Source organism: Cypionkella sp., assembly GCF_030652235.1.
Classification (GTDB): Bacteria; Pseudomonadota; Alphaproteobacteria; order Rhodobacterales; family Rhodobacteraceae; genus Cypionkella.
The window spans coordinates 115,800-131,618 of the sequence record NZ_JAUSBA010000018.1; the positions used below are offsets into that span (position 1 = coordinate 115,800).

8 protein-coding genes are annotated in these 15,819 nt (G+C 59.3%); all 8 read right to left on the minus strand.

What is annotated here, in order from left to right; translation table 11 throughout:
- Position 1: 1 nt before the first annotated feature.
- Positions 2-400 (minus strand): hypothetical protein, encoded by a 399-nt coding sequence (locus tag Q7V03_RS05160; RefSeq protein ID WP_304924535.1) that lies wholly within the window; start codon positions 398-400, stop codon positions 2-4.
- Complete coding sequence (locus Q7V03_RS05165; RefSeq protein ID WP_304924536.1) at positions 397-1,161, minus strand: hypothetical protein; 765 nt, start codon at positions 1,159-1,161, stop codon at positions 397-399. Before Q7V03_RS05165 ends, Q7V03_RS05160 begins: the two co-directional genes overlap by 4 nt.
- 62 nt (positions 1,162-1,223) lie before the next feature.
- Positions 1,224-1,472, minus strand: coding sequence for a hypothetical protein (locus Q7V03_RS05170; protein ID WP_304924537.1), 249 nt, complete (start codon positions 1,470-1,472; stop codon positions 1,224-1,226).
- A gap of 116 nt (positions 1,473-1,588) precedes the next feature.
- A complete protein-coding gene (locus Q7V03_RS05175; protein ID WP_304924538.1) occupies positions 1,589-11,398 on the minus strand; it encodes a PLxRFG domain-containing protein in 9,810 nt (3,269 codons plus the stop codon).
- A gap of 124 nt (positions 11,399-11,522) precedes the next feature.
- Positions 11,523-13,559 carry a hypothetical protein gene (locus Q7V03_RS05180; RefSeq protein ID WP_304924539.1) on the minus strand — a complete coding sequence of 679 codons (2,037 nt, stop codon included), beginning with the start codon at positions 13,557-13,559 and terminating at the stop codon, positions 11,523-11,525.
- A gap of 10 nt (positions 13,560-13,569) precedes the next feature.
- Complete coding sequence (locus Q7V03_RS05185) at positions 13,570-14,280, minus strand: hypothetical protein (RefSeq protein WP_304924540.1); 711 nt, start codon at positions 14,278-14,280, stop codon at positions 13,570-13,572.
- Positions 14,277-15,350, minus strand: coding sequence for a tail fiber domain-containing protein (locus Q7V03_RS05190; protein WP_304924541.1), 1,074 nt, complete (start codon positions 15,348-15,350; stop codon positions 14,277-14,279). Before Q7V03_RS05190 ends, Q7V03_RS05185 begins: the two co-directional genes overlap by 4 nt.
- Positions 15,340-15,810: a GNAT family N-acetyltransferase gene (locus Q7V03_RS05195; RefSeq protein WP_304924542.1), complete on the minus strand. Its 471-nt coding sequence runs from the start codon at positions 15,808-15,810 to the stop codon at positions 15,340-15,342. Before Q7V03_RS05195 ends, Q7V03_RS05190 begins: the two co-directional genes overlap by 11 nt.
- Positions 15,811-15,819: the final 9 nt, after the last annotated feature.

Consider the following 15,819-nt stretch of genomic DNA (forward strand, 5'->3'; position numbering starts at 1 on the left):
ATCAGCCCAAATCCTGCACAACGCTAACCAGCCCCATCAGAGCCAGCGCTGCCAGCCCATCCATGCCGCCAATCGCTGTGATCGCCTCGTTGGCTGCCAGTGGTGCCGCTGTCTCTGAACCTGCCAGCCACAGCACGACAAGAGCCTGCGCACGGTTTGCCCCGGCCATGTTGATCGCATACGGCTCCACGTCCCATCCGGGGCGGGTTAGCGTGGCCTGTGCGTTGGCGATGAAGTTATCCCCCACGAGTGGAGACGCCGCTGCGTAGAGGTTGCCAGCGGCGTCCTGCCATTGTGGTTCACGGTATGTCAGTTCGTCGGCTGGGCCATAGCCGAGGATCATCGCGAGTTGGTTGGCGTCTGCGATGTGTGCTGCTGGAACTGCGATGGTGATAATCATAATACGACCCCTGTCTTTCCGGCCATGTAGGTTTCAGTGCTGGCAATCTGGGCGGCGGTCAGGTTTGCGCCAAATCGGAAGGTTAAGCCGTAGAGGTTGCCGTTGAATGGCAGCGACGTTCCGCCTCGGCGACCGATGTAGATCGGATAGGCGAGGTAGTTTCCTGTGCCTTGGTCTGCCACTGCCGAAGCTATCTGCGCACCGTTTAGCCGCAAAATCTGGTTGTCAGCGGCTATGTCGCCCAAGCCAGTCAAAACCACGGTGCTGGGGGCAGCAAAACCCGCGCCAGAAACGCTCCATGCACTAAACAGGGTACCCTTACTAGCAAACCCGAACGTGCTGCCTGTGGTGTTTAGCGGAGCGACAATACCAATCACACCGTTATTTGCTGCAATACTTGCGCTGCTTTCCAGTAGCACCCCAACTGCCGCATCCGACAGCTTCCGCACCCCGGCGAACACCTGTGCCTTATCCGTTCCCGGCGTGATCGTCCCTGTGACCATGAAATCATCAACGCCGTCGAACGCGAGATAACTCAGCCCGCCGCTGGTTTGATACGTTGGCCGTGACGCTGCTGTGGCTTGCGTTGCGTGATTGCCGCGCCCCGACTTATCCAGCATCAGCCCAACAGGTTGCCCGGATGCCGTAACAGGAGTGGTGCCAGCGGCGTCTTGAAACAGCGTTGACAGGTCGGACGGGTCATACCACGCGCCCGGCTCACCAAGGGCGAATAGGGTGAGGATGGATACGCTGCGAAGCAAGCCGTGGCCTGTCAGAATCCGCCCAAGCCTTGCGTTTCCTCTGTTTGCCCCCACCCGCATGGTTACACCAGCGTGTCAGCAATGACATAGACACCGCCGCGCCCGCGCAAGTGAAGGTATTCACCTGCGACCAGCGCCAAAGACACCGCCTTTTCCCGCTCGACCTTTGCGCCGCCAACAATACCAGCTGGGCTGGCAGAGCTGATTACTGTCCACTCGCCGGGATGATCGTCGGTTTCAAAGGTGGCGTTTCCGGGGCCTGTAGCGACCGGAAGCCATGCAGCAGAGAGGGTGTAATTATTCTGGGCCATAGAAAGCTCGATCCATTGGGGGTAAACCCGGTTGATCGGCGCACATCCTATGCGTCAGTGAAATCTGGATACCAGATTTGGTGCTTGGGTTCTAGTCTGAGAATATATGTGGCGTTCTATCGCCCGATTGGTGTTGCCCGCTCTGCCCGCAGTCGATCATTCAACCTCGGATTAAGAATAATCCCAAACTCTGACCGATCGGAGGCGCGCATCTTGCTGCGAGCTGACAGCTTGATCGACTCGCCAGTGATCGGATATTCAGGATAGCGGCTGTTGAAGTCGCCGATCTGGGCCAGAATGTCAGCCGGAATCCCATCGCCAGCCAAGATCGCCTTTGCCGCCGCCTTCTGGATGCCGCTGCGTTCATCCGTCACCTGCATCTCGCGGTCTTTCAGGCGGCTGTTGATGTCATACCGCTCCGCAATCTCGGCCGGGGTAAACCCGATGGCTTGCACGATTGCCTGATACGGCGAAACGCCTTCGATCAGGCTGTCACCTTTCAAGGTGTTGACGCCATCGCCGACATATCGAACCGACTTCATGCCATCGCGGATTACCTTGGGAACGGCCGCTTCTGTGCCGCGCCACCATTCGCCATCCGCCGCCAACTGCACGCCACGGGCAGCTCCTGCACCAATAGAAACGGCTGGGCCAAGCAAATTCATTACTTGGTGCGTATAGAGGTCAGCCCCTTCCAGATCGTTCGGCGCATCGCGCCACCAAAGGTTTGGCATGCCGATACGGTCCGTCAGATCGACGCCAAGGATCTGGCCGGGAACACCATTTAGCACGGCACCCATTGTGAAATTCCATGCCGCAACACCAGCGGAATCGCCCTGCATCAAGAGCGCCTCTTGCAGCCATTCTTTGATGTCGTCGTCATCAGCACCGGGGGCAAGCATGCCCATAAGCATCATCAGCAGGCCATAGCCCCAGACGCCCCGGATACCTGCATGTGCCATCATCGACAGGGTGAGGCCGACAAGCTGCAACCGGGCCTCGCGGCGGTCCTCTTTGGTGGCACCGTTGAGCATCTGGTGGGTGTCGCGGAACAACCGCCACAGCATGTTCACGGTGAACTGGCGGAACGTGGTCAGCGCCTTGCCCATGTTATCCTGCATGAAGCGCGGGCGGCTGTTGTTCTGCATGTCGAAGTGGATTTTGAACGTCAGATCGCCAGCCGCATCCACCGCCGCAGCATGGTCCAGCCCCTCAGCCTTGGCCAAGCGATAGCTGGCAAGGAATGTGACCTCGCGGTTAAAGCGTTCGGCGTGATGGAAGAAGAAGCCGATCCGCTTCATCCATTTCTCACGGCGGGCATTGTATTCGATGCCATGTTCCGCCGCAGATGCCAGATCGTGCGCCTGCGTCTTGTCGATGGTGCCGCGCCGCACCGCCTCGGCCAGCGCCGCTTTTTCCTCTGTGGTCAGGTTCGGCGAGTTTTCCGCCGTCCACTGATCGGTCCAGACCGGGACACCAGCAACACGCTTGGAAACTTTACCCCGGCCTGCCACGAAGTCCTTGCTGGCTTTGCCGAGTGCCTTGGTGACGCCCACAACCCCGGCCTTGCCGAACCGTGCCGACATCAACGGGATGCCGACAACTGTGGTTTGCGTGATGTTCGCCAGTGCCGCCGCAGGGGTGGCACCGAGATACCAGATGAAGGCCGCATTGGACATATACGCGACGTAACGATTGCCCTTCGGGTTCATGGTGAAGTCGTGGCGCTTCTTCATCTCGGCCACGACTTGCAGCGCCCGGTTGGGGTTATCAGCAACCTTCGCCTGTTCAGTTGCGTCGTTGAGGTGTTCTTCCATAAGCAGGCCATGCTCCAGCTTCGCGAGCTGGTGGCCACCGTGGAACATCTGATTGCTGAACGCGCGGAAGGCATCGGCACTGTAGCCAGCCCGGCCTTTGCGGTGAATACTCGAGGTGCGGATAGACATATCCGGCAAGGTTCCCAGCCAGTGCTGCCATACCGCATCCATGACCTCATCGCTGGCGCCGGATTCGGCGAGCATGTTCTCGATGTCAGCGACAAAACTTGGGTCGATCTGCCCGCGCAGCTTTTGCGCATCATCCATGGTGCCATGCTCGATCTTGGTTTCGCCTTTTTCTTTCATCTCACGGATGAAGGCTTGTTGCTGGCTCTCCTTCTCGAACTTGCTGAACGAAATGACGGCCCCCACGGAATTTCGCACGGTGACAAAATAGTTGCCGAAGCGCGCCAGAGGGAAATATGGGCCCAAGAGCCGGTTCAACTCAAACTTCTTGCGCAGAGCGGCCAAGCGCGCACGCGCCGAGAAACCACCGCGCATCTTCACCGCTTTCAACTTGGCATCGGCGGCGGCAATGGCCTCGTCCCGCTCCACACCTTCCAGCCCTTCATCGCGGATGCGCGCGATTTCCTTTTCATGGGTGCGAACCGCGCGCTTCAAGCCGATCTTCGTGGCGTTCTGGATGTTCTGGAGGATCGCCTTTTCGGAAGCTTGCCCCATGGCATCATAGCCAGATTTCACCGTGCGATAGAGCTGGCGGAACTCTAAAGGCAGCGCCTTATATTCAGCCCTCAGCTTGGCGTAGCTGCCTTCATGCGCCTCAATCTCGCGCATCGCATCCTTGGCCCAATCGCTTGCTTTATCGCCATTCTCCGCAATCTCACGCCGCGCCCTCGCATCCATTGCATGCACCCAGGTATCTGGCTCGGAAGGGTCGATACCGGACAGCGTTGAGCTGTGCATCAGGTCGGACATTTTGCTGCTGGCGTCAGGGTTCTTGTTCTGGGCGGCCAGCCAGCGCTGCGCCACGGCATCGGCCCGCGCGTGCCACTCGTTGCGCACGGAATCCATTTCCTCCTTCTGGCGCAGATAGGCCTTGGCTGCGGGCAGATATTTACCCAACTCGGCGAACAGCGCCCGACCGGGCACCAGCGACAGAGCGTTGTAGCCATTATCGCCCACCATCTTATCGGTGACGATGTTGGAAACCCATTCGCCGGGGTTTTTCCAGTGGCGCGAGCCAACCAAACCCTTGAACTTATCCTGCACTGCGATCAGTGGATTGCGCATTTCCTTTTCATCCGAGGCCGCCGCATCGGGCGAGGCATCAGGCTTTGGCCCAATGTCAGCGCCACCATCCTGCCCGCGCCCGCCGACCTTACCGCCAGCAATCCGCTCCATGACCATGGCCGCATCTGTGAAACCTTCACCGCGCAGCGCCGAAGCAAACGCGCGGAAGAACGCCGCAACCTTGTTGAATATCCGCGACACCGGCCCCGCCGCAGCCCGAGCGCCTGCCCATTCCCGATACATCTCGGCCACGGCTTCTTCGGTCTGTACTGCGGGGGATTTATCGGAATATGCCTTCTCCACCCGCGCCATGATCTCAACATCACCACGCGCCGCCGCCACCAGCGTCCGCCATTCTACGCCAGTGAACAAGCCATAGGGCTTTGACCAGAGCGATTCATCCCGCAGGGCGTGAACAATCTCATGTCGCATGACGCCAACTGGATCAGCCGAGTCCGCGGAGATTTCAATCTGCGCCCCGGCCTGCCGCCCTTGGATCGGGATGCCGTTGCGATCCAGCAGACGACGCACAAGGATTGGCGAAACCTTGCCAGCCAGCCCAGCCGATTTTACTTCGGCAGCAATCGACTCTGAAATCGCGAGTAGGGATGAAACCGGGATGGGTTTGGAATTGGCAACATCGCCTCGGCTGTAGAATATCTTGCCGAGGCCGCGCGCTACCAGTTTATCCGACTGCTGTAGAGATCGTTCCAGTAGTCCGGGTCTTTTTCCGCTCGGCGTGTGTGCCAAGGTATTGAGGAGAATGCCTCGCTTAAGCGTTTTGCGCCCCGCGCCTGCCGCTCTAGCTCCGGCAGTGGTACTCCATGCTCTAAAGCGCCCATCAGCAATGGACTCGCCTTCACCATCTCGGAAGGTGCCTGTTGCGAAATCGTATCGAGCATCGGCTACCTCCGGCACATGATGGATAAGGTTTTCCACACTGACATCAATCAGTGATTCGACATTACCAACTGTATCGCCATCCGTCCAGACCAGCGGGGTTACACCAAGGGCCGCATCACCTTTAATTTGCCGTTCATGGGGCTCCAAATGCTTGGTGGTGCCGTGCTTAAGCGCCGAAGAAAGCATTGCCTCGGTTCTGCGCCGCAACGCGATGTCGGAAAGGCCTTCTGGATCACCAATGAACACCTGACCCGAGTTATAGGCGTAATCAGCCACCGCCGAATAGACGGCGCTGCCCGCGCCGCCTTCCGTCATGTTGCTGACATCCATCCAGACGTTGCCATCGCCTTCATAGACAAAGAAGTCCTGCCCACCCGTGCGAAGAAGGTGCATCTTTTCGGCCCCAAGCTTTTCAGCCCGTTCCGAAAATGCGCTGGCCTCGCCCTGCGTGGCAACATCACCAACATAGGTGACGCTTGGGTCAACCTCGCCAAACACCGCCTTGATTGAGGTGCCTTGTGCCGTGGGGTTCTGGAACAGATCATCGACCGATGCCAACTCCGCCATGATCTCGGCGGCAAAGGCAGAATCCATATCCGCAGGCTCTTGGCCATCTGGGAACCGCGAATACATCTCGACGCCGCGATCTGTTTCCCGCGTCTCGATTACAGTGAACAGCTTGTCGAAAGCCGCCCGCACCGCTGGTTCTTCATCGGCGATCAGGTAAGGATAGCTATCGCCTTCCAAGCCCTGCAAGGCCGCCGCTGCTTTCCAATATTCCTCGGAAACGATGTTCGCGAGATAATCGTTGGCGGCGTTCTGATCGCGCAGCTTGGCGATGACGTAGCTTTCAAACGCCCGCGCGTGCATTTCAACGCCGGTGGACCAATAGGGAGTCGACCGCATCTTGTCGATCACGGCGGAGCGCGGTTTCAGCTTCGTGGTGCGCAACGCCTCCCGCAGATCGGCGAAGGCCTGCAACACCTCTGGCCGCACGTCCGCAGCCTCGCCAGTCTTGCGCGGGGCCGGGTTGTTGGTGACAAATTCGACAGGCCGCCCCCGCATCCGCTCGAAATAGTTATCGACGGCATGAAACCATTCATGCGCCAGCGAGCCCGCCCCTTTGTCCTTGGTCAGATTGATCACGATATTGCCGGACTCGTAATGCGCCTTTGCCGGGGTTTTCCCGCCACGCCCGCGCGCGCCGAAAGCCAAGCCCATCTGCCCATTCAAGGAAAGAGCCTTGGGCGGAATCCCGATGATGCCTGCCAAATCCATCAGCGCGTCATAGGCTTGGTTCAAGTCCTGCTGACGGCGCGCGCCCTCGACATAATTTCCGAACTGGACACCACGAAAGCCAAAGGTCTGCTCGAATGCTTCCGGGGTGACATCTGCGCCAAGGCGGTGATCATCGCCGATCCGCTCGCTGTTGGTGTCGCGGCGCTCGCTGGGCACCTCTTTCATCGCGGCCAATCGTTTTTCCAGATCGGCCCGATTGTTGGTGCGGTAGGCGCGCGCCTCCTGACTGGTGGCAAAACGTTGAACTTCTACGGGCTTGCCCGCGACTTTCACGCCGATGAACACATAGGCCTCGCCACCCTTGGGCTTGGCGCTGTAGATCAGGAACTCCGGGCCTTTCTTGGCTTTGGCGGTTTCGGCAGTGGTATCCGTGCCAGTGGCTTTGAAAGCCTGAATTGCCGCCTCTTTGGTTGCACCGAAGGCCAAAACCTTGGGCCAGTTGCGCGCGCCGGGGCCGATCACCTCATAGCGGGCTTGGGTCATTTTGCCGTCAGACAGATATGGGGTGGAGTGTTGGAGCTTGATTCCAGTCAGATCGCGATCATGGCCGAGGGCAAGATAAAGATCGACCGCACCCATGATGTCGTCACGCAGACGCGACATCGAAGGCTGCTCCAACCGGTCACGGATGCCTTGCGGATCTATGACGCCATCCAGAAGGCTGCGTGAGAACGTGCGCAGCAACTTCACGGCTTCGACCCAGCCCTTGAGTTTCCAGCCCTGCGGCTTGCGCGGCACATGCTGGCGGGCGGCACGGATGAATGCCACTGACCAAGGATCGGCCCCGTCCTCGATCAGCGCCGCATAGTTGGGTTCCGGCCACGACTTCGACAGCGGATGATTGGCGACATCGCCATCGGGCACATCGCCGAGACGTTTCGCAAAGCCCTTCCAACGATCCTTGGCTGCACCGTCCAGCTTTTCGCCGAAGTCAGCGATCTTGCCAGCAGGCTTCGCTGGAGCGACGGCGGCACCCTCCAACCGAACCGGCTTGGTCGTATCCCCGTTCGCCACCCAATCCTTGAACTCGGCGACAGTCATAACCTTGTGCGCGCCCATCCGGTCGGCACCTTTGCCGTCAGAAAAGCCCTGCACATAGAAATCCAGCGCGGTTTTGCGGTTGGTGAAGCCCAGCATCGACTTGGTTTCATCGAATTTCTTCGTATCGGCATCGACCTGATCGACCACCACTACGACATCGCTATCGGGATTATCGCCCATGTAAACGTCGAGATGATCACCATCTGCGCCTTCCGTGCGCTTCAGGTAGCCGTAGTGCGCTGGCAGCTTCACCGACCATTCGTTGCCATCGGCATCTTTGCCTTTGCGCAGCGCGCCCTTCGGCGTTTCGATGGTGATGTCCAAGCCGTTCCAAGCGGCGTGAGCCATTTTGTAGTTGCCCGCCTCTTTCTGGGCGTCTGTGGGGTTCTTGTCGGCCTCTGCGGCGGCAGTGTCGATTTCTGCGGCGGTCGGCGCTGGCGTTGGCTCCTTGGCAACGGTTTGCTGTTGCTCACGATCAACTGGCCCCGCGCGCAGCTCGCGCTCGCTTGGCGTGGTGCCGTGGCTCCGCACGCGCATATCGCTGGGGTTCTTCACCCACTTATCACCCTGCTTCACCACGGATTCGACGGTAACTTTCGGGCCGCCATCTTTATCCCGTTCAAAGGCAACAACCCTATCATGTCCGCCGCCGTAAGCCGACACGATGTTGCCGGGGGTGAAGTGCGCGTCGATCTGGGCGTCATGCGCAGTGCGGGCGGCTTTGGGCGACAGCTTTGGTTTCGCTGGCGGCGCGGGGGTGTGGGGTTTTGCGAGCGGGGCATCCACCGTTTCTTCGTTTGGTTTCACCGGATCGGCAACCGAACGCTCCACTTCGGTCTTAAACCCGGCACCACGATCAGCTTTCGGTTGCCAGCGGTTCTCGCCATTCACCTTGACCAATGGCTCAACAACCCTGTTGCCATTCTGGCGATAAGATCGAACGCCATCGGCATCCTCAAACAGCGGATTGCCTTCGGCGTTGACGCCGATCTGGCTTTGCTTCGGCTTGGCAGAAGGTTTTACAACTTGATCAACAGGCTCGGATTCCGCCACAGGCGCAATTTTATCCAGCTCATTCATCGCCCCTTGGGTGGCAGCGGCAATATCATCCTCTGACATGCCCTTGGTGTCGATCACCCGGTCAAAATCACTTGGGCCATCCGGCTTGGCACGAACCACAACCTTGCCGGGACGCACCAAGACATTGCGACCAGCAACTTCGCCATCCCAAGCGCTTTTGCCATTGGCTGCAATCGGCAGAAACTGCCCCCACTCGCGGCGGGCCTGCTCTTTGCTGGCAGGATCAGCCTTAGTGCTGTCGGCAACGGGTTTTGATGCTAGCGCCTTGTCTGGCATCACCACATCGCGCATATCCGCTTCGGCCTTGGTGATCGCGGCTTCCTGCTCAGCGTCGGCCTGAGCGCGTTCCGCGTCATCGTCGGCCTTGGTGACGTGATCAGCAGCAAGGCCATCATCGAGCATGGGCGCGACTGGCGCGCGCGGGGCGGTCAGTGCAGAAGGTTGCTCGCTGCCGGTTCCCGCAGCAGGAATATCAGCATCGCCGCCCGACACTCCGGCGTCCCGCGCTGGAGAAGCGTTACCTCCGTCGAGTCCTTGTCCAGCGCCTTGCTGAGCGACTGCGCCACTTCCGGCGACACCTCCCCCATTTGCTGCAACTGGCTCAGGGCTTGGCGGGCTGACATTTTGCGTGACATCTTGCTTCCCTGTGACGGCATCTGTCGGTTGCGCGGGCGGTGCGGTTGCATCTTCATTCCACGGCCCATCGTAGTAGCCCATCTCACGCAATGCTTCTGGTGCCGCATCATCGACATGACCAACCGATAATTCACTTTCAGGTGCCAAGGCAGGCACTTCTGCCTGTTTCTGTGGGGCTTTTTTCCCAGCCCCTTTAGCTGCTGCCTTGGCTTCTTCCTCTAGCCGCAGTGCCTCATTGCGCGCCTGATCAAACTCTTGGGGGTCAAGCACGATTTCTTCGCCGTTGACGCGGACGGAAACACCATCTGGGCCTTCACCAAGGAAAACAGCGTTGTGCGTGACTTCACCTTCGGGGTCATAGAGCTTGATTGCGCTGCCCGGTTTCTGATCGGGGAAGAACGAAGGCGGAGGCACGGCCTCTGGCTGCGGGGTGAGATCCGGCGCAAGGGCTGCGGCGCGGCCAATCGGCCCGGTTGGTGCGGCAATCGTGGCTGCGGTGAGCCCATCGTCGGCCATTGGCGCTGGAGCTGCTGGTGGCATATTGGCGGAAGCCGCCCCTGCATCTGGTCCGGGGAGGCCCATAGCTGGAGCAGCTTCCTGACCCCCGGCGCTGCCATCGCCGAGAGGTTGGGAATTGGGGGTCGTGAGTGGAGGCTGAGTGACGGGTTGGCCCGCAGGACGGTTCGCAGCACCAGCGACGGCACCGAATGGCCCGCCACCCATTGCACCCAAGACAAGGTTGGGGAATGATTCTGCGGTAGTGCTGATGTTGGTGCCAGCACCGATGTTGATACCCTCGCGGGCGGATATGCCCTCGACAACTTCCTGCGCACCTTCCTCGGCGGCGCTGCCGATGCCTGACACGGCGGCGCGGCGGACCATTCCTCCACCCGCAGCGCGACCGAGCGCTCCATGCGCGATTTTGCCAGTTGCAGCGCCTCCAAATGCACCGACAATAGCCTGCATATCTCCTGCCCATGCCATTGCATCGGCTTTGATCCGGTCTTTTGCCTGCTCTGGAGTCATGTTCTCAGAGATGTATTTCTGAAACAGTGGAGTTTCGGACTCAAGGACCGACCTGCCGTCAGGCATCTTCTCAGCCCACTTGGCCTCAATGGTATCCTCTGCGAGCCGCTGGCCGTCACCCCCTGCCATAAGGCCGCCAACTGCGGCGCCAGTAAGTGCGGGGCTCTTACTCAGCAATGAAGCAGCGATAATGGGGGCCATGGTGCCAAGTACGCGCGCACCAGCGGTCACGGCACCCCGGATACTTGGGTCTTTCCCCCACTCAATCGTGGAGAAGTCAGTAATGTCGCCGGTTGGCATGAAGTCCCGCTCGGAATCCAATGCGGCTTGCGAGATCAGGCTTTCATCGAGATATCCTGACAGCCCTTCATCGCCCAACCAACCAGCGATGACTTTCGCAACGGGGGCCGCAATAGGCACCTTTCGGCCAAGCGCTCCCTCAGTGAATGGTTCGAAAATTGCACGGTCAGATAAAGAACCAAGGTACTCTACCCCCATAGACAGGCCATCAGATGCCCCGACTGATAAGGCGCCAAACGTGTCCCGAAGTATGTTCGCGTCCTTCGGGCGATCTGTGGCCACTGGCTCAGGTTGGCGCGGATATATCTTGTCGGCGATATCATAGGCCCGGCTCATCAGATCCGTCCCGACAATCTGATCGACGGTTTTCCCGCCCTTCATGTCAGCGGCAATCTTCTGCGCGGCGGTGTCGAAGTCGCTGATCCCGGACTCGTCCAGTGCCATCAGCACATTGGCGGGCACCTGATGTTGGCTTGCAGATGCTTCGATCAAGCGGCGGCGTTGCGCTGGATCTGGCTTTGCCTGATCAGGCATTGAGCCCATTGCGCCAAAACCAAACATGCCTTCTGCCATGGTCTACATCCATTCATGCGGATCGCTTGGCCCAATGGCTTTCACGATCAGAAGAATGGCCGACACATCCTATGGCAGCCGATTTAGTTAGTCATACATCATCTAGTGGGTAGCGGACAAGGTTTCATGCACCGGGTGGACGATATGCGACGGGCGGCGGCGCTGGTGGCCCTTGAAGCTGTTGCTGGCCTTGGCCGCCAGAAATTGCGGCTTCTGCCTGTTTGCGCGCCTCGTCGTAGGGGATTGTCGGCTGCCCATCGAGGCCAATGCTTTTCTCAAAGATCGACTTGGCCGCATCATCGACGCGCTTATCTAGGTCTTTTTGCGCTGCAACCGGATCAACTGGCTTGAACTTGGTCGCTTCATTCTGCGCGGCGTAATGCTCAAAGGCCACTTCCGGCGCTAGCAGGGTCATGCCCTCTTTGACCATATCATCGACGCTGCCGTAGACTTTTTCCCATGTATCGCCGCTCGCTTCGTCTCGGAACGTCACGCGCGCACCGTTTGGTTCGCCGTCTTTGCCATAGGTAATGCCCGACTGTTCTTTGACAATCGTGGTGCCATCGGGGAAATAGTCGAGCCGGTTGTACGCCTCCAGCATGTTTTCCGCGAATTTGTCATAGTCGCCAAGCGTGATGGCATGGGCGGCCTTTACCCAATTCTCCATACCGGCGCGGGTTTCCTTGCGGTCAATAAACTCCTGAAACCCTGTGGCCTTCTCGATGTTGCCTTGCCGCAAGTATTCTTCCATCACCTTTGGGGCGACTTCTTTGAGATAATAATCGTTGAACGATACGGCAAACTTCTCGGCATGCTCTGCCCCAGCCTTTTCAGTCGGGTTTACGCCCATCGGCCCGGCCTTCACCGCGGCCGCTTGCAATGCCTCTTGGGTGGCGGGGCTGGTCGTAGCCAGTGCTGCATCTGCCGCAGCCACAATGGCACTGTCAGGCGCTGGGGATGCCTTACCTACACGCGGGCCGATACCCATGCCTTCGGATTGGGCCGGGGGCGCAGTGCCAGCTGGTGCAGGCATAGGCGCAACGCGGGGGCTTTGACCGTCTGGGAAGTTTGCTTGGTAGGTATCGCTCAAACCGGCAAGCCCATCTTTGAGCGGAATCGTCGGGGGCTTCTCGCCCATGACATAGGCACCCACCTTGTTCCCGGCATCAGTGACGGCCTTGAACGTAGACATATCGGGGCTGTAGTTTTCAGGCGCTATCTTGTTGATGCCCGCAAGAGTCTGCCTTGAGCCCGCCTGAATATCGGACAGCAGCCCGTCACCGCGGAATCCATACTGGTGGTCGTAATCTACTGCTCCATACCCTTCCGGCAAGGCCGGGCCTGCCGACTTGCTGCGGGGATCACCACCGGGCGCGTTGCGTTGAAAGGGCTGCGCGACCGCAGCGGGCGGTGCCGGGGGCTGATACTTCGGATTCGGGATATACCTGGGCCCGACATTGCCGGATGCCGCAAGCTCATCCTCAATCGCACGGCTCTGCGGTGGTAAAGCGATAAATTCAGGCTCCATTGCCCCCATAGGCACAACACCGGACGCGCCAGCCATACTGCCAGCGTTGCCCGATGCTTCAGCGCGCACCGCAACCTTCTGACGCGGACCAAGGTTGCCAGCTTCCGACCGTTCGGATTGGAAACGCTGTGCTGTTGGGCCACTATTTCCAGCCTCGGCGCGATCAGACCGCACTGGTGCTGGGTCTGTCGCATACTTTTCCATCAAGGCTTCGGGAGTCGGCATGCTTTCCGAGAACCGATCAGGCACCGCTCCCATTGGGATGCCAAGGTTTGCAGCAACACCGGCAACCGGGTTAGGCGGCGCGGCTGGCGGGCCTGAGCTGGATACGGAAGTATCGGCTGGCTGTGGTGGTTGCTGTTGGCCCTCGTCGTATGCGGCTTTGCCATCTTCGGAGATCTTGCGCACAGCATCATTGTCGGCCCGGTTGCGGTTCCAATCAGAAGCGTTTTCGTCATAGACCGTCATGCGGCGCTTGTGTTCTTCCGCAGAGCGGGCGTCTTGGGTGAACGTCAGATCATCCATGCGCTTTTGGCGGGCCTTGTCGTCTTTGCGATCATCCCAGCCGTTGCGGACATTGCGGCCTTGAACAAAGCCATCCACCAGCCCGGAAATACCATAAATCGCGCTCATCTAAGCCCCCTTAATACGCGCCCGTTGCGCCCATGGCGCGAACGGGTGGTTGACCATAGCTGCCTTCAAACTGCGCAATCGCAGTATCAAGAGCGGCATCGCTTACATTGCTGAACCCATCCCACTCCGCACGCATTGCCGCGCGCTTTGCGGCAGGGCTCGACGCGCCCGCCAACCGGTTGTGGGTGAGGTTTCCGGCCATTGCGTCCTGAATGTAGGGCGAAAACTTTGTGTTGCCGGGCAGGTTCATATCTCTGGCCGTGTTGCGCATGGTGGTGCCGACAATCTGATGCCGCCCCATCGGGGTTGCCACCACGCCCTTTGGGTTGGCCCCTTTGACCCACTGGCCGTAAGCGCCGCTGGGATCAGAGAACGTGGCAAGTTGATCGAGGGTCATATCTGATACGTTGACGCCATCGAAGCGGCCGCCGTTCTGTGAGTTGCCGTACAGGGTGTTGTAGTTTCCGCCGCCCTCGGTGCGGTCAATCAAGCCGAACAAGCCGCTGCTGCCGGGCTGTGCCGGTCCTGCGGTTCCTGTGCCGCCACCGCCTCCCATAGCGCCCATGCCACCACTAGACGGCATGCCGCCCTGCATCGCGCCCATTGCTTCGATATAGCGGTCCTGACGGGCACCACTGGCCGCGCGTTCTGCCCGGTCCTTTTGATCTTGGCGCACATCCCCGTAGCCTTGGAGGAACCCGGCGATTCCAGAGACACTCATGCTGCCACCTTCATTTTAGGTTTCTCTTTACGGGCTGGCATCGGGATAGCGCCCATGGGCTCGGCCATTTCGGCAGCAGCGGACTCTTGAACCGGTTCGGCTGCTTCATCTTCGCCACTTTGATCAGCAACAGCCCCCATCGGCGCAAACTGGAGGATCTGCGCTTTCATGCCTTTGACCTCCTGCGCCAGCTCGCGCACCGCGCCCATCGTGACGCCGATCATGGACAGCGCGTCGATGGACTTGCCATCGCCGATGCCTGTCGCGGCTTGGAAGTCTTCGGCATAGGGCCCGACATGCGTGCCACCGTCGCCTTGGCCTTGCTTGTAATCCCATTTCTCAACAGGCATTTGCTCAAGCGCGCCAAGAGCCTCAAACGGCTGCTTGTTCTCTTTGATCTCTTTGGACGACATGAACAGGCCCGCGACCGTGCCGATTGACCCGCCAAGCGCGCTCATAGAAGCCTGATTGGCCTGATATGACTGCATCTGCTGGTTATATTGCGTGTTCAGCAGATTGCCTTGCTGGTTATAGCCAGACATTGCGGCATTACCGCCAGCCTGAATTGCACCGTTGGAAATGCCCATTGAGGTTGCTGGGTTGATCGCCAAGCCGGAACCCATGTTGATGGCGCTGGCTTTGAGCGACCGCCCCTGATCCTCAATCGCACGATTTGACAGATTTCCGGCCCCAGCAGCAGCAAGCGCGGTATCGGTCGCACCCTTTGCAGAGGCTGACGCAAAGCGACCGGATGTTGGATCAACGCCCATCGCCATAGACTGCCGGATGCGGGCGTCATTGGCATTGCGCGATTGCAACTGAACGTCAGCGCCTGCTGCGAGTGCCGCCGCCTGCTTTCGTTCCGGTGATGCGAAATCTTGCGCATCTTGGATGAACTGATCTTGCAGCGGCTTGAATACCGTCTGATCCCGAGTGCGGTCATCAGCGGCCCATTTATTTGTAACCTTGGCCTGATCCTGCATCCACTGGAGCATTTTCTGACCAGTTTCTGCCGACTTCGTGGCCGCAATCCCGATATTCGGGTCGGCCGCTGGAGCACTACCTCCCATGGTTCACCTCATCCGCATCTTCATCGTTGGGGTGCTTGGCAGCAGCTTGGCCCGTCCCGGTTCGCGCCATTGAGAACACAATAGCATCTTTTCCGCCCGCAATTCCACCCCGTTTGCGATACTCGATCTGGAAGCCCACCTTGATCGCTGCGACCTGCGCTGTTGGGTTGTCCACGGCAATCTGACACCAGAGCCGATCAAGGTTTAACCCACGTGGGCTGAATGACATGGTGAGCATCGAGGCAACGATTGCTGGTTGCATCCGTGCGCCATCGAGCATGGCTATGTGAAACTCAGCTTCCCGCCCGGTGAAGGCTTGGAACACGGCCACAGCCACCGGAACGCCGTCCTGCTCGCGTGACGCACCGAAGGCCACGGCATCATCGCGCCATCCGGTAGATCCGGTAGGCGCAAGGGCGATCTGTTTCAGTTTGTCTTGGTCTTTGCGTGTGAAGTGCATGGCAGTTGC